This window comes from Nocardioides sp. P4_G10 (assembly GCF_056401175.1).
The window spans coordinates 56439-75227 of the sequence record NZ_JBFUJV010000016.1; the positions used below are offsets into that span (position 1 = coordinate 56439).

General features: G+C 71.1%; 21 protein-coding genes. 9 read left to right on the forward strand and 12 right to left on the reverse strand.

Annotated elements, in window-relative coordinates; translation table 11 throughout:
* The first annotated feature begins 11 nt into the window (after positions 1-11).
* Positions 12-836, forward strand: a complete 825-nt coding sequence (locus tag AC1DP1_RS16490) for an alpha/beta fold hydrolase (protein ID WP_477507733.1) — start codon at positions 12-14, stop codon at positions 834-836.
* Positions 837-865: 29 nt separating this feature from the next.
* Here AC1DP1_RS16490 and AC1DP1_RS16495 read toward each other — a convergent pair whose 3' ends face one another.
* The 6 genes from AC1DP1_RS16495 to AC1DP1_RS16520 all read right to left on the reverse strand — a co-directional run bounded on the left by AC1DP1_RS16495 (position 866) and on the right by AC1DP1_RS16520 (position 5651).
* The gene (locus tag AC1DP1_RS16495; protein ID WP_477507734.1) at positions 866-2218 is read right to left on the reverse strand and encodes a M20/M25/M40 family metallo-hydrolase; all 1353 of its coding nucleotides are present in this window, start codon (positions 2216-2218) and stop codon (positions 866-868) included.
* Positions 2215-2661: a hypothetical protein gene (locus AC1DP1_RS16500; protein WP_477507735.1), complete on the reverse strand. Its 447-nt coding sequence runs from the start codon at positions 2659-2661 to the stop codon at positions 2215-2217. Before AC1DP1_RS16500 ends, AC1DP1_RS16495 begins: the two co-directional genes overlap by 4 nt.
* Positions 2658-4094 (reverse strand): glutamate/gamma-aminobutyrate antiporter GadC, encoded by a 1437-nt coding sequence (gene gadC / locus AC1DP1_RS16505; protein ID WP_477507736.1) that lies wholly within the window; start codon positions 4092-4094, stop codon positions 2658-2660. The genes AC1DP1_RS16500 and gadC overlap by 4 nt, the downstream gene beginning before the upstream one ends.
* Positions 4095-4242: 148 nt before the next feature.
* Entirely contained in the window at positions 4243-4743 is a 501-nt protein-coding gene (locus tag AC1DP1_RS16510; RefSeq protein WP_477507737.1) for an LURP-one-related/scramblase family protein, read from the reverse strand.
* Between the two features lie 85 nt (positions 4744-4828).
* Complete coding sequence (locus AC1DP1_RS16515) at positions 4829-5209, reverse strand: SHOCT domain-containing protein (protein ID WP_457185563.1); 381 nt, start codon at positions 5207-5209, stop codon at positions 4829-4831.
* A 76-nt stretch (positions 5210-5285) separates the two neighbouring features.
* The gene (locus AC1DP1_RS16520) at positions 5286-5651 is read right to left on the reverse strand and encodes a DUF7144 family membrane protein (RefSeq protein ID WP_477507738.1); all 366 of its coding nucleotides are present in this window, start codon (positions 5649-5651) and stop codon (positions 5286-5288) included.
* A gap of 191 nt (positions 5652-5842) precedes the next feature.
* Here AC1DP1_RS16520 and AC1DP1_RS16525 point away from each other — a divergent pair, with 191 nt between their 5' ends.
* A complete protein-coding gene (locus tag AC1DP1_RS16525; protein ID WP_477507739.1) occupies positions 5843-6340 on the forward strand; it encodes a hypothetical protein in 498 nt (165 codons plus the stop codon).
* On the opposite strand, the gene AC1DP1_RS16530 is transcribed toward AC1DP1_RS16525, so the two are convergent.
* The 4 genes from AC1DP1_RS16530 to AC1DP1_RS16545 form a co-directional block, all read right to left on the reverse strand.
* Complete coding sequence (locus AC1DP1_RS16530; protein ID WP_477507740.1) at positions 6337-7620, reverse strand: helix-turn-helix domain-containing protein; 1284 nt, start codon at positions 7618-7620, stop codon at positions 6337-6339. The genes AC1DP1_RS16525 and AC1DP1_RS16530 overlap by 4 nt on opposite strands.
* A gap of 242 nt (positions 7621-7862) precedes the next feature.
* Complete coding sequence (locus tag AC1DP1_RS16535) at positions 7863-10124, reverse strand: helix-turn-helix transcriptional regulator (protein ID WP_477507741.1); 2262 nt, start codon at positions 10122-10124, stop codon at positions 7863-7865.
* A gap of 141 nt (positions 10125-10265) precedes the next feature.
* Positions 10266-10475: a hypothetical protein gene (locus tag AC1DP1_RS16540; protein ID WP_300045228.1), complete on the reverse strand. Its 210-nt coding sequence runs from the start codon at positions 10473-10475 to the stop codon at positions 10266-10268.
* 141 nt (positions 10476-10616) lie between these two features.
* Positions 10617-11921: a phage holin family protein gene (locus tag AC1DP1_RS16545; protein ID WP_477507742.1), complete on the reverse strand. Its 1305-nt coding sequence runs from the start codon at positions 11919-11921 to the stop codon at positions 10617-10619.
* A gap of 221 nt (positions 11922-12142) precedes the next feature.
* Here AC1DP1_RS16545 and AC1DP1_RS16550 point away from each other — a divergent pair, with 221 nt between their 5' ends.
* From AC1DP1_RS16550 to AC1DP1_RS16580, 7 genes are all read left to right on the forward strand, one after another.
* Positions 12143-13390 (forward strand): cation:proton antiporter, encoded by a 1248-nt coding sequence (locus AC1DP1_RS16550; protein ID WP_477507743.1) that lies wholly within the window; start codon positions 12143-12145, stop codon positions 13388-13390.
* A 140-nt stretch (positions 13391-13530) separates the two neighbouring features.
* Entirely contained in the window at positions 13531-14982 is a 1452-nt protein-coding gene (gene cls / locus AC1DP1_RS16555; RefSeq protein ID WP_477507744.1) for a cardiolipin synthase, read from the forward strand.
* Positions 14983-14994: 12 nt separating this feature from the next.
* On the forward strand, positions 14995-15441 hold the full coding sequence (locus AC1DP1_RS16560) for a hypothetical protein (RefSeq protein WP_477507745.1): 447 nt from the start codon (positions 14995-14997) through the stop codon (positions 15439-15441).
* Between the two features lie 54 nt (positions 15442-15495).
* Entirely contained in the window at positions 15496-16263 is a 768-nt protein-coding gene (locus tag AC1DP1_RS16565; protein ID WP_477507746.1) for an MBL fold metallo-hydrolase, read from the forward strand.
* Between the two features lie 129 nt (positions 16264-16392).
* A complete protein-coding gene (locus AC1DP1_RS16570) occupies positions 16393-16869 on the forward strand; it encodes a DUF6325 family protein (RefSeq protein WP_477507747.1) in 477 nt (158 codons plus the stop codon).
* Between the two features lie 25 nt (positions 16870-16894).
* The gene (locus tag AC1DP1_RS16575; RefSeq protein WP_477507748.1) at positions 16895-17185 is read left to right on the forward strand and encodes an SHOCT domain-containing protein; all 291 of its coding nucleotides are present in this window, start codon (positions 16895-16897) and stop codon (positions 17183-17185) included.
* A 131-nt stretch (positions 17186-17316) separates the two neighbouring features.
* Positions 17317-17679 (forward strand): hypothetical protein, encoded by a 363-nt coding sequence (locus tag AC1DP1_RS16580; protein ID WP_477507749.1) that lies wholly within the window; start codon positions 17317-17319, stop codon positions 17677-17679.
* Between the two features lie 48 nt (positions 17680-17727).
* Here the strand turns inward: AC1DP1_RS16580 and AC1DP1_RS16585 are convergent, their stop codons facing one another.
* Positions 17728-18162: a DUF7144 family membrane protein gene (locus AC1DP1_RS16585; RefSeq protein ID WP_477507750.1), complete on the reverse strand. Its 435-nt coding sequence runs from the start codon at positions 18160-18162 to the stop codon at positions 17728-17730.
* Between the two features lie 93 nt (positions 18163-18255).
* Positions 18256-18783 (reverse strand): DUF1269 domain-containing protein, encoded by a 528-nt coding sequence (locus AC1DP1_RS16590; protein WP_457185593.1) that lies wholly within the window; start codon positions 18781-18783, stop codon positions 18256-18258.
* Positions 18784-18789: the final 6 nt, after the last annotated feature.

Below are 18789 nucleotides of genomic sequence, written 5' to 3' on the forward strand. Positions count from 1 at the left end.
AGCCTCGGCCCATGAAGGCCCACCGGGGACCAGGCGACGGCTGGGTGGACGAGCAGATCCAGGTGGGCGGGACGTCGGTCCACTACCGGCGCAGCACCACCGAGGACGGGGTCGCCCTCGTCCACCTGCACGGGTTCGCGATCTCCGGCGCCTACCTGATGCCGACCGCCCGAGCCCTGGCCGCGCGTGGGGTCAACGTGGTCCCGGACCTGCCCGGCTACGGGCGCAGTGAGCGACGGGATCGCGTCCTCGACATCCCGGGCCTGGCCGACAGCACGATCGCGATCCTCGACGGTCTGGGCATCGACAAGGCCGTCCTGGTCGGGAACTCGATGGGCTGCGCCGTCAGCCTGGAGGTCGCCCACAAGGCGCCCGAGCGGGTGCACCGGCTCGTGCTGGTCTCGCCGGCCGGGGGCGTGCACAACCAACCCATGGGCCGCGCCGTCGGGCAGCTGGCGAAGGACGTCTTCCGTGAGAGCACGAGGATGTTTCCCGTCGCCGTGCCCGACTACGTGAGGTTCGGGCCCCTCAACGGACTGCGTCTCTTCGGCGAGCTGACCCGCTTCCCGTCGCTCGAGCGACTGCTGAACACGCCCGTCCCGACCCTTGCCGTCCTGGGGACCCGCGATCCCCTCCTGCCGTCTCCCGACCGCATCCGCGAGGTGGCCCGGCTCGCTCCGGAGCACCTGACGATCGCCGTCATCGACCGAGCGGCACACGCGGTGAACTTCAGTCACCCCACGGAGCTGGCTGGCGTGATCGGGTTGTGGCTCGACGACGCGGTCGGCGACGGCTCGCGCCTCCCGCCCGGCGTGCGGGTGGTTGCGGCCACGTAGCCCGGCCGAGGGAAGCAAGCACGTGCCCGTCAGCTCGAGGCGGCGGCGTAGCGCTGCAGGAACAGCGCCTCGGTCAGCGCCATGGCGGAGATYTCCGTCGGGTCGACGCTCTCGTTGGGGGCGTGGATCAACGCCTGCGGCTCCTCCACGCCCATGAGGATGATCTCGGCGTCCGGGTAGGTGTCGGTGAAGACGTTGCACAGCGGGATGGAGCCGCCCTGCCCCAGCGTGACCATCGGCGTCCCGTAGGCCTCCGACATCGCCGCGCCCATCGCCTGGTACGCCGGTCCGTCGATCGTGGCCCGGAACGGCGAGCCGGTCGCCTCGACCTCGACGGTGACGTGGACCCCCCACGGTGCGGCGTGGTGGAGGTGCGCCGTGAGCGCCTTCTCAGCCACGTCCGGCGACAGCCCGGGCGGGATGCGGAGGTTCAGCCGCGCCGCCGTCCTCGGCACGATCGCGGCCGCCGAGCCCACCACGGGCGGGCAGTCGATGCCGAGCACGGTGACGCACGGACGAGCCCACAGCATGTCCGACACCGTGCCGTCACCGAGGAGCCGCACGCCCTCCAGCAGCCCGGCGTCACCCCGGAACTGTTCCGGCGGGTAGGGCTCGCCCTCCCACCGACTGGTGTTGTCCAGGCCCTCGATCGTGGTGTTGCCGTCCGCGTCCCGCAGGGTGGCCAGCATGGCGACCAGCGCCGCCAGGGCGTCCGGGGCCGCGCCGCCGAACATCCCGGAGTGCACCTCGGAGGCGAGTGCCTCCACCGTGACGACCACGTTGACCATCCCGCGCAGGCTGACGGTCGCCGCCGGCTTGCCCACGGCTGCGTTGCCGGTGTCGCAGACGAGGATCGTGTCCGCGCGGAGCAGGTCGGGGTTCTCGACGACGAAGGCCTCGAGCCCGCCGGTGCCCTGCTCCTCGGAGCCCTCCACCACCAGCTTGAGGTTCACCGGTACGTCCTCACCCAGGGCACGTAGTGCCAGGAGGTGCATGAGGATGTTGCCCTTGCAGTCCGCTGTCCCGCGCCCGTACCACCGCCCGCCCCTCTCGGTGAGCTCGAAGGGCGGCGTCTCCCAAGCGGTGTCGTCGAGGGGCGGCTGCACGTCGTAGTGGGCGTACAGCAGGACCGTGGGTGCGTCGGCGCGCGCGCACGGTCGGGAGCCGACCACTGCGTTGCTGCCGTCCGCTGTCCTTTCCAGCCGCGCGTCGGTGAAGCCGAGGGCCGCGAAGTGATCGAGGACCCAGGTGGCCGCCCGGTCGCACTCCTCCGGTGGGAACTGGCGTGGGTCGGCGACCGACCGGACGGCGACCAGCTCGGCCAGCTCCTCCTTCGCCTGCGGCATCAGCTCGGCGACACGGGCGCGCAGGTCCGTGGTCACGAGCCCGCCACGTCGTCGGTCTTGAGGTCACCGACGAAGTCCTTGAAGTCGTCCAGCTCGTCGGGGCAGTAGATCTGGATGATGAGCAGCTGGCCCTGCACGACCCGACTGTCCGCGATCACCGGCCTCTGCCCGGGACCGGTCGCCCCGTTGGTGAGCTGCGACAGCAGGACGGCCCGGCTCAGTGCCTCGTTCGGGTTCTCGCAGGTGGCGCCGCCGTCGTCGCCCAGGACACGTGCGACCTGGTCCACGTCGGGAGTGCGGGCTCCGACCTCCGTGAGCGCGTTGATGAGCTCGTTGGCCTTGTTCTGGGCCTGCGCGTCATTGACCCCGCGGCTGAAGGCGAGGACGCCGGCGAGGGTGATCACCGCGAGGAGGACCAGGACGGCGATGAAGATCCAGCTGCGCTCGCGCGGGCTCTGGGTCTCGGCAGGAGTGCTCATGACGCGATCACCTCCTCCGGTTCGGGCTGCTTCCAGCTGGGCTTGCGCATCTTGTAGAAGATGAACGGCACCAGGAGCCCGAGCCCGAGCGCGCCGCCGCCCACGATCGCGAAGTACAGTCCGGCGTTGCCGTCCGCGAACTGCGACGGCGGGACGAAGCCGACGAGCAGGGCGGCCAGGGAGGCGGCGAAGCCGATCCCGCACATCCCGATCAGCATGGGCGCGCGGTAGCCGCGCGGGTGGTCGGGTTCCTTCCGTCGGAGCTGGATCGCCGCGACGAACATCAGCAGGTACATGATGAGGTAGACCTGCGTGGTGATCACCGAGAAGACCCAGTAGGCGCTGGAGACGTCGGGGATCAGGGCGTAGGCGAGGCCGATCACCGTGGTGACGAGACCCTGGACGACCAGGATGTTCTGCTGCACGCCGTTCTTGTTGAGCTTCTGCAGGTACGGCGGCAGGTAGCCCTCCTGGCGGGAGATCAGCAGCAGGCCCTTCGAGGGGCCCGCGAGCCAGGTCAGCATGCCGCCCAGCGAGGCGGCCACCAGCATGATGCCGACGATCGGGGTCAGCCACTGCCAGCCGAAGTTCGCGAAGACCGCGTCGAAGGCCTGCATGACGCCAGCGGTCAGGGACAGCTCCTCGGCAGGAACGATCCAGCTGATCGCCAGCGCGGGCAGGATGAAGATCGTGAGCACCAGGCCCATGGCCAGGAACATCGACTTCGGGAACTCCTTGCCCGGGTTCTTCAACGACCCCACGTGGACCGCGTTCATCTCCATGCCGGAGTAGGAGAGGAAGTTGTTGACGATGAGCACGAGGCTCGAGAGACCTGCCCACACGGGGAAGATGTTGTCGGCGGTCATCGGCGCCGCGGACTCGTTGCCCTGTCCGAGGAAGACCATGCCGAGCAGGACCAGCACGACGCCGGGGATCAGGGTCCCGATGATGAGGCCACCGCTGGCCAGGCCGGCCACGCCCTTGGTGCCGCGCGAGGAGATCCACACGCCGGACCAGTAGACGACGATGATGACGGCTGCTGTCCACACGCCACTGCTGGCCAGCTCAGGATTGAAGACGTACGCGAGCGTGCTGGCCACGAACCCGAGCAGGCTCGGATAGTAGAAGATCGTCATCGCGAACTGGCACCACACGGCCAGGAAGCCCATCGRCTTCGAGATGCCCTCCGACACCCACTTGTAGATGCCGCCCTCCCAGCCGGACGCCAGCTCGGCCGACACCAGTGACGTCGGCAGCAGGAAGACGACGGCGGGGAGGAGGTACAGGAACACGCAGGCGAGGCCGTAGACGGCCATGGTCGGCGCCGCGCGCAGGCTGGCGACCGAGCTGGTGGTCATCATGGCGAGGGCCACCCACGAGATGTAGGTGGTCGTCGGCACCTTGGCACGCGCCGCCACGTCCCCCGCCGTCACGTCGACCGCCGCCTCGTGTCGAGCTTCGCACCACGCGTCATCCCCATCACCCCTTCAGCGAGCGAGCCAGTGCCCGGTGTCTCGACGCTAGTGAGGCCGCTGCGAGCCGCGGATCATCCGCGGCGGGTGACCCCTCCGGAGCGCGCGGTCAGCCCCGAGCCATCGCATCGACGCACACCGTGATGGCGAGGACGAGGGCCACGTCCTGGCCCTCGGCCAGCTGGACGCCGTACGTGTCACGGACGCGGAACCACTTCTTCGAGACCTTGGCCACCGTGTCACCGTCTCGTTCGATCTCGTACTCGTGATCGACGATGTTGCCGTGCGCCTTGAGGTCCTCGCCGTCGTCCACCTCGATGATGTAGTGGTCGCGGATGCCGAGGAGTCGCTTGTGCACCGTCGCGGTCATGGCGCCGTGCTCGATGGTCATCTTGTCGCGCACGGAGAGCTTCTTCTCCTGGATCTTGCACAGCTCGTTGCCGCTCGCGTCCTCCAGGATGAAGGTGTCCCGCAGCCGGGCAGCCTTGCCGTTGACCTTGAAGAGCCGGCGACCGCTGTCGTCCTCGATCCAGAAGTCGTCCCCGATCGCGACCAGCTTCTCGCGCATCCGGAACGTGGGGCCGTCGAGGCCCCGGTCGCGAAATCCCATCGTTCCTCCTGTGTCGGGCCGCTCGAGCATGCCGCGGCGGGGCAGCCGTGACCTTCGCGGTCCGGTCCGGTCCGGTCCGGTCCGGTCAGGCCAGGACCTTGGCCTTGGCCTGCTCGTACTCGGCGGGGGACAGGACGCCGCTGTCGCGCAGCTCGGCGAGGCCCCGGAGCTCCTCCGACACCTGGGTCGAGGGCGGTCGCTGCGAGTCGTAGACCGCCATGCGCGCCATCGCCGCCTCACGGTTGCGCCGGTTCATGGAGTCGCCGTTCGAGATGATGTAGACGAGGGCTCCCAGCCAGGGGACGAGGACGATGAAGATCGTCCAGAGGGCCTTCTTGCCACCGCTCATGCTGTCGTCCCGGAAGATGTCGGCCAGGATGTGGATGAGGAGCGAGATCCAGGCCAGCAGGATCGTGAACCAGAAGATCGAGACCATCACGTCCCAAAAACCGAAGTCATCTGACATGTCTACGTACTCCTACGCTGGTGTGACGGGACGGGACGGGACAGGGACGGGCGCCGAGTCACGCGACGCCTGCCGCTCAGTAGCCGTCGAGGGATCGACGGTCACCGTGAGCCGTGACGGCATAGATCACCACGAAGTTGACGGTGATCATGATGAGCGACCAGAGGGGATAGGCCGGCATGAAGACGAGGTTGGCGATGGAGCTCGCCACCGCGAGCACGATGGCCACGATCCGGGCCCACATCGCACCCCGGAGGAGCGCCCCGCCCGCGCAGGCCACGAGGATGCCCAGGATCAGGTGGATCCACCCCCACGTCGTGTAGTCGACGCTCACGACGAGGCCGTTCTCGCCGACCTGGTAGTAGTCCTCGTCGAAGATGCCGACGAAGCCGGCGATCGCGTGGAAGCACCCGAGGATGAACATCATGGTGCTGGCGAACATGATCCAGCCCGACCATGCACCGCCCGTGGAACGGTTCTCGTGGCGGTCCTGCGATGCCACCGGGCTCGGTGTCGCCATCGGCCTGCCTCCCTCTCGTCGTGCTCGTTCCCTCAGCATGAAGACAGCGCACTGGGACGGCCTCACCCCCCGAGGGTGACGCGAGGACCCCGCCGACGGAGCACCGTGGCGTGATGGTCGACGAGGAGCAAGAGTTCGAGTACGACGTCCAGCTGACGCGGCGTCCCGACGACGCGCTCCGCGCCCTCTACCCCGGCATGACGGTGCGCAGCACCCAGGCCCAGACCGCCCTCCGGCGCCGGGTCGAGGGACCCGAGGAGCTCAGCGCGCTGCTCGTCGAGATCGGCAGCCTCGGCCTGACCCTGACGGACGTGCACCGGGTGATGAGCGTCGAGGACGACGATCCCGGTGCGGCCCGGGACCAGCACCGCGCCACCAGCACGAGCCTCGCCGGCGCGGGTCTGTACGAGGTCCGGGTCGTCGGCGAGCTGGGAGGGACCTCCCTGCGATACCTGAAGTGCACGCACTACCCCGTGCAGAAGCAGACGCTCGTGCGGCTCACTCTGGTCGCGGGTGAGCTCCACCGGTTCCTCCAGGCCTGCACCGACTGCGGGGCAGGCCTGGCACGGGTGCACCGCGTGGGCACTCCCGCCCTGGTGGGCTCGGGCTAGCAGAGGCCGAGGGTCCGGCCGTGGCGCACGGCGTCCACCCGACGGTTGACCCCGAGCTTGCCGAAGATGCCCTTGAGGTGGGTCTTGACGGTGTTGGTGGACACGAAGAGGGCTGCGGCGATCTCCTCCGTCGAGTTCATCTGCGCCAGCAGCTCGAGGACCTGGCTCTCGCGTTCGGTGAGCAGCGAGGAACGGAGCTGGTCGGCGTCCACGCCGAGGGTCGGTGCGACGGGCGTCGGACGCCCGGTCCCGCTGTCGTCCCCCGGGCAGGTGGCAAGGAACTCGCGGTGCTTCCGCAGCAGGGCGGGGTCACGCTCCACGGTCCTGCGCAGCCATGCCCCGTCCCGCATCAACGCGCGGCGCATCCCCTCGCCCGTGGCCGAGCGGAGGGCGCGGTCGGTCAGGAGTCGTGCCCGCTCGGGTCGCCGCTGCTCCTCGGCCATCCGTGCCTCGAGCAGCCACGCCTCGATCTGCAGGCCCAGCGGAGCGTGGTCGAGGTCGGTGACCGCACGGCTGAGGACGGCCAGCGCGCCGCGTACGTCACCGATCATCCGCCGTGCGAGCGCCGCCATGACCATGGCCTCGACCACGGCGTGCTGGGGCACGGGGGTGAGCAACGCCATCGCCCGGTGTGGCTCGCCCGACGCGATCAGCGCCTCGGCCCGCACGACCGTCACCAGCTCGGAGAGCCAGTTCGAGCCAGCAGCCGGGACCGCTCGTTCCCGGGCCGCGAGGAGCCGCGTCGCGGCCTCGGGTTCCCCCACCGCGATCGACAGCTTCGCGTCGAGCAGCACGTGGCTCGTCGCCAGCCAGGTGTCGTGCCCACGCACGACGTCGTCCAACGTGTCGAGGTGGCGCCGGGCACCGGGGAAGTCGGCGCGCTCGAGGGCGATCCAGGCCTGGGCGAGGAGGGCGTGGGCACGACCGGGGGCGCCGTGGGGGTCGACGGGGCCGGACTGCGCCTGCTCGACGTGGCGCTCGGCCCGCCGCAGGTCGCCCTGGAGCGCCTCGACGTGGGCCAGGGGGCCCAGGAACCGGCTGCGCGTCTCCGGGGTCGCGGCGTCCGCTCCCCGGGAGAGCACCGCGGCGACCTCGCCGCGGCCCGCGTCCTCGACCCGCGCGGCCGCGAGGTGGGTCTTGAGCAGCTCGCTGAGCTCGGTGATGCTGGAGGGGACCATTGCCTGGTCGGTCGGCCGCACGTCCGCGAGCGGCTGCTCGACGGCCCCGGGCGCCGGGATCACGCGTGGCTCTCCCCAGGAGCCGTCGGCCCGGATCTCCACCAGTGCCCATCCCCAGGTGGGCGGGGCCAGCTCATGACCGGTGGCGCGGGGCCGTGGCAGGCTGGGGCTGGCGACACAGGCGGGCGGGTGGGTCTGGCGTGAGGGGGCTTGCCGGGCAGGGGGGTGCAGTGACATGTCGTGGCTCCCAGGTCGGCGACGAGCGGGCACCGCTCAATTAGCCACACATCGGGGTGAGGCGGGAACACCCGCAGCGTGATCTCACCCGGGTGAGGCCGGGTGGACTAGATGAGGGACTGCCCGCGCGCGATCCGCACCGCATCGGCTCGCGAGTGGGCGCCGAGCTTGAGATAGGCCGCCCTGGCATGTGACTTGACGGTGTTGGGCGACAGGTACAGCTCGACCGAGATCTCGTGCAGGCTCAGTGAGCCCTGCATCATGCGGAGGACGTCGATCTCGCGCTCGGTGAGGGGCTCGCCGAGCACCTCGAGGGCGTCGAGGTCGTTGAGGAGCTTCCTGACTGCGTCCACCCGCGCGCGCATCGCCGTCATCCCGTCGGTGAAGCGGCTCATGCGCTGGGTGAGCTCCGCCAGCAGGTCCCTGGCGAGAGCGGCGTGGCCCAGGCGGGCTGCGATCCTCGCGCTCACCAGGAGGTGGTGGATGGGTCCCCACTCCGCCTGCGCGTTGTCGAGCCGGCGCGTCGAGAGGCCGAGCTCCAGGGTGCGCATGGCGTCGTCGGACTTGCCCGCGTCGGCCTGCGCCTGCGCCAGGGCGACGTAGGCCCACGCGGCCTGCGGTGCCGCTCCCAGTCCTCGGCCGTCGAGCACGTCCATGGCCAGCTCCGCGCACTCGCGTGCATGCGTGGCGTTGCCCCGCTCGCTCTCCACGAAGCACTCGAGGGTCAGGGCCAGGATGCGGATCATCCCGGGCGCGCCGTCGGTCCGGGTGGCCGCTCGCAGGTGGGGGATGGCCTGGTCGAGCTCGCCCTGGAGGTAGTGGGCATGACCGAGCGCTGCCTGGGCGATGCCGAACTGGGCAGACCGGCCGTCCGTCTCGAGCTCGGCGGCGCGTCGCGCCGCGGCCATCATGTCGACGGGGCCGCCGAAGCCGAAGATGGCGCGCATCTGGGACGTGGCGGACTCGACCGACCGGGAGCCGTCCGGCAGCGGACCGTAGTCGTCCAGGCCCTCGAGCGCGCGGAGGTGGCTCCCCATCGCCTGCTCGTCACCGGCCAGGCCGGCCATCCAGGCGGCCGTCACGTGGGCCGGGGGAGCGCCGTCGCCGGGACCCAGGACGTGGAGCCACCCCTCGACGGTGGCGGCCTGACCGGCGTCCACGAACCGCAGCCAGTTGGCCTGGACGAGCTCGGATGCGTCCGGTGTCCTTCCGGCCGCGAGCCAGTGCGAGATCGCTTCCGGGACGAGACCGTGGGCGGAGTACCACTCGGCGGCCCGGGCGTGGAGCTCCTCGATGCGCTGGGGGCGCGACAGCTCCAGCTCGCTGCGGGCGACGGCGGCGAAGAGCTGGTGGAAACGGAACCACGTCCTATCACCGTCGAGCGGCACCAGGAACAGGTTGGCGCGTTCGAGGTCGTTGAGGATCGTCGCGCTGTCACTGCGTCCCAGCAGGTGGTCGCAGAGAGCAGCCGAGAACCGGTCCAGCACCGAGACGTCGAGGATGAAGTCCCGCAGCCTCTCCGGATGCCGGCTGAGGACCTCCTCGGTGAGGTAGTCCCCGATGAACCGGTTGCTCCCGCTGAAGCGGTGCACGAAGTCGTCGGGGTCCGGTCGGTCGGCGAGGGAGAGCGCGGCGAGGTAGAGGGCCGCGGGCCAGCCCTCGGTCCGTTCGACCAGCTCGGCGAGGGTGTCGTCCGAGAGGGCGACGCCCGTGCGGGTGACCATCTGGCCCGCCTCCTCCGGCGTGAAGGCCAGGTCCTCGGCCCGGAGCTCGGCCAGGTCGTGGGACACGCGCAGCCGCCCCAGCCGGAGTCCGGGGTCGGACCGGGTGATGATCACGACGTGGGCCTTCTCCGGCAGGCTCTGCACGAGGAGCTCGACCTCCTCGTGGCGTGCGGTCAGCTGGACGAAGTGGAAGTCGTCGAGGACGAGCACCAGGTCGTCCGGCATGGCCGCCAGCGCTGCCATGATCGTCGCCAGCAGGGTCGGCGGCGCCTGCAGGCGCCGGCCGAACACCCGCGAGGGTTCGACGAGGGGCAGCACGCACCCCGCCCGTTCGATGGCCGCGGCCACGTGGCTCCACAGCCGCACCGGGTCGTTGTCGCCGGCGTCGAGGGAGATCCACGCGGCGTCGGGACACTCCTCGTCCTGCAGCGCTTGCGCCACCATGGTGGTCTTGCCATAGCCGGCCGGAGCAGCCACGAGGGTGACCGGACGGCGGACCGCCCGGGCCATGGCCTCCATCAGGCGCGGTCGGTCGACCCAGCTCGCGCGTCGGGACGGCGGGTGGAGCTTCACGTCCGACAGGTGGTCCATGGGCGGGACGAGGACGGCACCACGAACAGGCGGCTCCGGCCCGAAAGCGCTCATCGGTCAGCCTCCCCTCCCGCTGCCCGTCTCCCCCGAGCTGCTCTTGACCCGATCTTGACCATACGGCCCTCGGCGGGGCGGCGTCTGCACCCGGGACCGTCCCGGGACCGTCCCGGGCCCCCCCAAGGGCCGTGCCAGGGGCTAGACGTCCGGCTCGCGGCGCACGTCGACGAGCGCGAAGCCCTCGCGACTGAGCGCCGCCAGCAGCCCGTGGAGCTCGGCGTCGTCGCCGAGCACGACGTGGATCGTGAACCCGCCGGGGTCGATCGAGACGGTCGCGCCCTCGAAGTCGTCCAGCAGCTCGGAGGGCACGTCGCCCACGGCGCGGATCTCGTAGGCCGATCTCGACATGAGGTCCTCGATTCGTCGACGGGGGTTGCCGGGGGTTGCCGGGGGGTCTAACCGTGCGCCACGGGGGTGCCGGATCGCGTCACCCTTTGCGGGTGACGCCCGCCCGCGGTGCACCCCGGACCACCGGCGCGAGCGCCTCGATCACGGGCTGCCGCTCGGCGCGGACGGCCTGATCACGAGCTCCAGCAGGGTCCCCGTCACCGCGACCACCACAGCACCCAGCAGGGCGCTGCCCGCGCCCGCGACGTCCAGGTTCGGGCTCAGGCCCGCCGTGACGGCGAAGAGGGCGCCGTTGACGAGGAGTGCGGAGGCGCCCATCCGGAGCCACGACTGGGAGCCGGCCAGCCACTGCAGCACCGGCCCCACCATCGCGTTGACCAGTCCGAAGAGCACGGACACGGCGAGATAGGTCCCGAGCCCGCCGTTGACCGTGATGCCCGGGACGAGTGCCGTCGCGACCCACACCGCCGCGGCCATGATCGACCAGTTCACGAGCACGTGGACGATGGTCAGCAGGTCGCCGCTGGTGAGGCCGCCGTCCACGACCCTGTCGGCGTGCTGCTCCGCCTCCACGAACTCGCCAGCCGTCGCCGGGTCGGTGAGAGCGAACCGGTTCTTCAGCCGGACGAGCCATCGCGCGTCGGAGGAGTCGAACTGGGCTCCCATGACGGCGCAGCCGATGACGATGCCGGCTGCCGCCAGCAGCCACCCGAGCAGCGTGATCGTGACCCCGAACAGGCCGAAGTCGGCGGTCGCACGATCCATCATCCCCGGCATGTAGATGGGCGTGCCGATGGCGAGGATCGTCATGCAGACCGCGGAGGCGCCCCCTGTGGCGAGCAGGCGACGCCAGTGCACCTGCCGCTCGAGCAGGAGGTAGGGGATGCACGTCCACAGCACGAGGCCGACACCGGCCTGGAGCGGTATCGTCCAGAGCCACTCGAGCGGGAACCGACTGGCCAGCTCACGGACCAGGTAGGACAGGCCGATCATCACGGTGAAGGCGACCAGCCCGAGTCCCGCGTACATCGTGCTGCGCAGGCCGGCCTTGGTCCGTCCCCACGCGGCGCGGTACATCGACTGGAGCCGGCGACTGAACGCCATCGCTGAGTAGATCAACAGCAGCGCGCTGAACACCGACACGCTGCTGGACGCCCCGGCGGGGGTGAGGAACAGCTGCTCCACGGCGTCGGCCGAGGCGCCCGACAGGTTGAACCTCCGGATGATCGACCGAGCGATCACGTCCTCCTGCCCGGCCGGAGCGGCACTGGCCACGACGATGAAGAGCGGGATCAGCGCGGTCAGGGCCTGGGACGAGAGCACGATGCAGCGGTCGAAGCCCTCCATGAGGGCGAAGCGCCGCACGGACTGGCCGAGGAACGACGCGGCGACCCGGCGCGACAGGGCGCTGACCTCGTCCGAGCGCTCCTCCGGGAGCAGGCGCATCAGCTCACTCCTGGAGGACTGCGACCTTCCGTGCCGGCACGAGCGATCACCTGCCCGCCCTCGTCGCCTCCTCGACCCGCGTCCGCGCGGGTCCTGACCACGTCATGCTCGGTCGCGTCGATGCGGCTGTCGTCATCCGGCATGGGTGAGGTCAACGGGCGTCTGGAGAACCAAGGTGCAAGGGGTACGACCCGCCGCGGAGGACGGCATGGAGGACGGACATGGAGGAAGTCGGCTTCGCCGTCCTGATGCTCCTCGTGCTCGCGTGGGCGGTGGTCTCGCACCTCCTGGAGCGCGTCAACGTCCCGACGGCGCTGGTGTTCCTGGCCTGCGGGTACGTCCTCGCCAACCCGGGGTGGGGCGTGCTCGCCGTCGACGTCGAGGTCCCCCGGATGCACCTCCTGGTGGAGACGACGCTCGCCCTGCTCCTGTTCTCCGACGCGGCGCAGGTCAACGTCGCGCGGCTGCGGCAGGACCTCGCCTTCCCGGCCCGGCTGCTCGGGATCGGGCTCCCGCTCTCGATCGTGCTGGGGGCCGTGGGTGCGGCGGTGCTCCTCGACGACCTCACGTGGGCACTGGCCGGCTTCGTCGGGGCTGCCCTCGCGCCGACGGACGCGGCGCTCAGCGCTCCGGTGATCAACGACCGTCGGGTCCCGCAACGGATCCGGCGCGTCATCAACGTGGAGAGCGGCCTCAACGACGGCATCGCCACCCCGGTCGTCGCGTTCACCCTGACCGTGGCCGCCGCCGGGCTCGGGATCGGCGGCCATGACGCGAGTCCCGAGGCCCGGGCAGTGGCGGAGCTGGCGCTGGGGGTCCTCGTCGGCGCCGTGGTCGGGGTGCTCGGCGTCGGGCTGATCACGGCGTGCTCCCGACGCGGATGGATCGCCGGGGGAGGGGGCCGCGTGGCGACGATGGCCGCGGCCCTCGCGAGCTTCTCCTGCGCCATCGCACTGGACGGCAACGGTTTCATCGCGGCGTTCGTCGCGGGGATCGCGTTCGCGGCCTGGCGGCCTGGCACCCACGCAGCGCGCGCGGGTGACCCCGAGGGCGAGGACCTCGTGGAGCTGCCCGAGCTCGTCGGTCGGCTGCTGGCACTCGCGGTCTGGTTCCTCTTCGGCGCGGCCATGCTCCCCCTGGCGCTGGATCACCTCTCCGCGCCGACCGTCCTCTACGCCGTCCTCAGCCTCACGGTGTTCCGGATGGTGCCGGTGGCACTGGCCCTCCTGGGCAGCGCGACCGACAGGTCGACCGTCCTGTTCGTGGGATGGTTCGGGCCCCGGGGGCTCGCGTCGGTGGTGTTCGCCCTGCTCGCCGTCGAGGAGCTCGGGACCGCATCGCCGGTCGCAGTCGAGGCCTGCGCCGTCGTCACGCTCACCGTCCTCCTCAGCGTGGTGCTCCACGGCGTGTCCGCTGCCCCGCTCGGGCGCTGGTACGCGCGACGGCAGCGGCTCACTCGCGGGGGGTGATACGCCCGGGCCCGTCGAGTCCGAGACTCGACCGGAGGCCGTGCGGACGGTGTGCCACACCGCGCGTCGGTCGTTCCGACGGGCCCGATGGCGAGGTGGGTGCAGATGATCCGACACCACCGGAACGGGCGAGCGCGGTGATGGCCGACGTCATGGTGGTCCTGGGAGCCGGACTCGTGGTCCTCGACTACGTGATCAAGTTCCTGGCTCTCGGGGTGCTGCCGAGCAACAGGAAGCCCTCGTCGGCCATGGCGTGGCTGATCCTGATCCTGATCGTGCCCCTGGCGGGCTTCGTCGTCTTCCTGGTGCTGGGTCGCACGAACCTGGGAAGGGGCAGGCTGGCGCGGCAGCGCGAGGCCGACGCGGCCATCCGTGCCGCGACGGAGGTCCTGCCCTCGACGACGGTCTCCGAGCCGGCGTACCTCCCGTCGATGGCCACCCTCAACTACAACCTCGGCGCGCTGCCCCTCCAAGGCGGCAACAAGATCGACCTGATCCCCGGCTACCACGACTCCATCGCGGCGATGACGGCCGAGGTCGCCGCGGCCCGGTCGACGGTGGAGGTCGAGTTCTACATCACGGCCTGGGACGACGTGACCGGACCCTTCTTCGAGGCGCTGGTCGCGGCCACCGCCCGCGGCGTCCAGGTGCGACTGCTCGTCGACCACCTGGGGTCCAGGGGCATCCCGGGCTACGCCGAGTTCGCGAAGCGCCTGGACGCCTCGGACATCGAGTGGCGTCCGATGCTCCCGCTGCGCCTGCTCAAGGGCGAGTTCCGGCGCCCCGACCTGCGCAACCACCGCAAGATCCTGGTGGTCGACGGCACAGTGGCCTTCATGGGGTCGCAGAACCTCATCGAGCCGGGCTACAACAAACCGAAGAACCACGCCGCGGGACGCGAGTGGGTCGAGCTCGTCGCCCGCATCGACGGGCCGACGGTCAGTGCCCTGCGCGCGGTGTTCGCCAAGGACTGGTTCACCGAGACCCACGAGCGCCTGGCCGAGCAGGTCTCGGCGTCGAAGCCGCAGACCCACGCGGGCGGGGTGACGGCACAGGTGCTGCCCAGCGGTCCGGGCTACGTCACGGAGAACAACCTGCGGCTCTTCACGGCCCTGATCTACTCCGCGCAGTCGCGCGTCTCGTTGACGAGTCCCTACTTCGTCCCGGACGAGCCGCTGCTGTACGCCGTGACGACGGCGGCTCGCCGAGGCGTGGAGGTGGAGCTCTTCGTGAGCGAGGAGGGCGACCAGTTCATGGTGTACCACGCCCAGTGCTCCTACTACCAGGCGCTGCTCGAGGCGGGTGTGCGCATCCACCTCTACCCCGCCCCGGCCGTGCTCCACTCCAAGCACTTCTCCATCGACGACGACGTCGCGGTCATCGGCTCCAGCAACATGGACCTGCGCTCGTTCGCGCTCAACCACGAGGTGTCGATGATGCTCACCGGCGCGGACATCGTCGCTCGGTTCCGCAAGGTCGAGGACGACTACCGCACGCTGTCGCGCGAGCTGACCCTCGAGGAGTGGCAGCAGCGCTCGGCCTGGCAGCGGTACCTCGACAACACGATGCGGCTCACGGCCGCGCTGCAGTGAGAGGAGAGGACGATGGCCCGGACGACGCACGAGCTGTGGCTCGAGGACCGGCAAGGCGTCATCGACCGGGGCCGGGACAGGGCGTGGTGGCGGTGCCTGCACTGGTGCAGCTCGGTCGGTCTGCTGCTGGCGGTCGTGCAGTGGGGATGGGTCGTCCCGAGCGCGGTCGTGCTCGCCGGCGTGGCGATCTCCGTGCTGCTCTTCGTCGCGTGCCTCGGCAAGGTCGACCTCGCGCGGGTGCGGGTCGTGGTGGACGTGTCCGCGCTGACGACCCTCGCGACCGTCGGCGCGGCGGGCCTCGTAGCCGCCTGGGCCCCCGCCGGGCTGTCCATCGTGCTGGCGCTGACCCTCACGTCCCCCGCCGTACGTCGCTCGCTGCGGGACGCGCGGACGGCGATGCGGCTGTCGCTCGTCCTGGCACGTGCGGCACGCAAGCGCACGGGGGGGTCGCCCTGGTGACGCCGCGTCCTGGGCTCTTGCCGTGACCGGCCTCGCGCCTCCCTCGAGGCCGACGTGACCATCACCGTCACCTGGCTCGGGCACGCCACCGTGGTGGTCGACATGGACGGTGTCCGGATCGTGTCCGACCCCCTGCTGCGGCGGCACAACGGCATCCTGCGGCGCCGCGGCGCCACTCCGGAGGGCGAGGCCTGGTCCGGCGCGGACGCCGTCCTGCTCTCCCACCTCCACCACGACCACGCCGAGGTCGGGTCCTTGAGGATGCTCGGCGGGGTGCCGGTGCTCACGGCACCGGAGAACGCCGTCTGGGTGGCGAAGAAGGGCCTGGTCGGGCGTGGGCTGGGCGAGGGGGAGTGGGTGCCCGTCGGCGCCGCCGGCGACGTGGCGGTACGGCTCGTCCCCGCCGTGCACCACTCCCGGCCGATGCCGCACCGACCCAACGCGGCGAACGGGCACCTCGTCCGTGGCCCGTCGGGCGTCGTCTGGCTCGCGGGTGACACCGACCTCTACCCGGGGATGGAGGGCCACCCGGAGCTGGCCGGCTCCGCGGTCGACGTGGCCGTCGTCCCGGTCGGCGGGTGGGGGCCGCGCCTGTCCCCGGGGCACATGGGGCCGAAGCAGGCCGCGACGGCGTGCCGGCTCGTGGCTGCGCGCGCTGCGGTGCCGGTGCACTGGCAGACCCTGCACGTCCCGGTCGCCGGACGGTTCCCGCGCGGCTGGATGGACCTCGCCGGCCCGCGGTTCGAGGAGGCCCTGGCCCACGAGGCGCCGTCGTGCCGGCCGCTCGTGCTGGACGTCGGATCGTCGGCCACCCTGCCCTGACGGGACCGGGCCCCGGGGCTCATCCGCTGCGGGTGAAGCGGCGCGGCACGCGCGCTCCCTAGGCTCCGAGAGGACGACTGGCCGGGTGACCACACCGGGTCGCGTCCCCACGAGCCGCAGGAGGAGAGCATGTCCAACGACCTCGACCAGGAGACCGGCGACGACCTCGATCTGATGGGTCCGATCGACTACATCGTGGTCGAGTTCCCGGGCAGCAGGATGACGGGGGAGGGCTTCCCGATCCTGCTCGACCTCGTCGAGCGCGGCCTCATCCGCATCCTGGACCTTGCCTTTGTCACCAAGGACCCGGACGGGTCCATCCACGCGATCGACATCAGCGACGTCGACGGCGACGGCGAGCTGGACCTGACGGTCTTCGAAGGGGCCTCGTCGGGACTGCTCGACGAGGACGACCTGGACGAGGCGGGCACCGCGCTCGAAGCGGGCAGCTCTGCGGGCATCCTCGTCTACGAGAACGTCTGGGCCGCGCCCTTCGCCCGGGCGGTTCGCCAGGGCGGCGGGCAGCTGGTCGCCAGCGGCCGCATCCCCGTCCAGGCCATGCTGGCCGCTGTCGACGCGGCCGACGCCGCCGCCTCCTCGGTCTGACCTCGAGAGAACAGGAACACACGTCATGCCAGGTCTCATCCGCGGTGTCGCACGCACCGCCGCCATCGCCGGTACCGCTACGGCCGTGTCCAACCGGGTCTCGCGCCGGCAGGCGGGCAGGTGGGCGTCCCAGGAGCAGCAGCAGTACGCCCAGGAGCCGCCGCCGCAGCAGCAGTACGCGCCGCCACCGCCCCCTCCCCAGACGGGCATGGACGACAAGCTCGCTCAGCTCAAGGAGCTCGGTGAGCTGAAGGCTGCCGGCGTGTTGAGCGAGCCCGAGTTCGAGCAGCAGAAGGCCCGCATCCTCGCCGGCTGACGCCACGTCCGCCGTGTGAACCGCAGCCCGGTGGGTGCCGGATCTCAGCACCCCCGGGCGTAACGGTGCGAGCCTCCGGACGTTGGAGATGTACGCGGGGCCGGCCCGCGGCTCCTGAGCGAGGTGACACGATGACTGGCGGGTTGTGGGACTACCGAGACTCCGTCTGGGACTACCGCGAGTCCACGTGGACCCTCGACCGCGACCTCGTCGGCTACGAGGTCGAGGCCCCCGACGGCCACCTCGGTGTCGTCGCCCGTGCTTCCAGCTCGTCGCCCGCGGCCTACCTGGTCGTCGACGCCGGTCCTCCGATCGCCGGGCCGCGCCTCGTGCCTGCCGGCGCGGTGACGTCGGTGCACCACGACGGTCGCAGCGTCCGGGTCGCCCTCACCCGGGCCCAGCTCGCGGCCGCCCCGGACTACGAGGACGACACCCCGGACGACTCCGTGCGCGCCGAGCACGACCACTACTTCAGGAACCTCGACCCCCGCTGACCGTCCCCGGCCGCCTGGCCCGGACGATCAGTCGCAGGGCCCGGAGCGCTAGTCGCGCTCGTCCTCGAAGTGGACCGTGACGGCGTAGATGACGAGGACGTCGATGAGGATCTGGAGCCCGTACCAGACGGGGGCAGCCGAGAGGAACGCCAGGTTCGTCACGGCGCTGACGGACGCGATCACGATGGTCGCGATCCGGCTCCAGGGCCGGCGGTAGAACAGGGCGATCCCGGTGAGGAACGCCGCGGTGCCGATCGCCATGTGGGCGACGCCCCACCCGGCATAGCTGCGGAACAGGAGCAGCTCGGAGGCGTCGACGTCGTACACCCGGTTCTCCAGGAGGGCGATGAACCCGCCCAGGACGTGGAAGCCGCCCAGCAGCAGCAGCATGATGGACGCGAAGCCCAGCATGCCGGTCCACAGGGGCGAGGATGGTGCATCGTCCGCCTCCTGGCGGTGCGACCGGGTGGTGTCACTCGTCATGGTGCTCCTCCTCGTCCCGATGCTGTCGGGCACAGGCTCGCACCACATCGGTGCGGCGGACTCACCCGGCACGGGTGACGCTCGTGCGCCGGGTCAGGACCCCGACGTGCCACCGTCGCGCCGGAGCTCGTCCATCGCCTCGACCATGGCCGCCGGGGCGTCCGCGGAGAGCTCGGCGTGCAGCAGCACGACGTCCCCCCGCTCGAGCTCGCGCTCCATCGCGGGTCGGACCTCGTCGAGGTCCCCGTCGCTCGACAGCACGAGGAGCGCCGACGAGCCCGGGGTCAGCTGCTCGCCGAGCTCCCGGACGAACTCCTCGTCGATGCCGGACTTGCGCAGTCGCGCCGACACGGATGCGACCCCGGCTCCCAGCGCGGCTCCGGCCACCGGCGCCAGCACGAGCATGCCCACCAGGCCGCCCAGCACCGACCCCTTGCCGGCGCTCGCGGCCGTCGGGTGCTTCAGGTGCCCGATCACCGGCTCCCGTGCCTGCGGCATCCACGCGATCGTGATGGCGTCGTGGACGGTGAGGACCTTGAGCTCCTCGAGGCGCTTCAGGCGCACTGCCGCGGCCTCGGCCCCGAAGGGGGTGTCGTAGCGCCAGACCGTGAGGGCCGTCATCGTGGT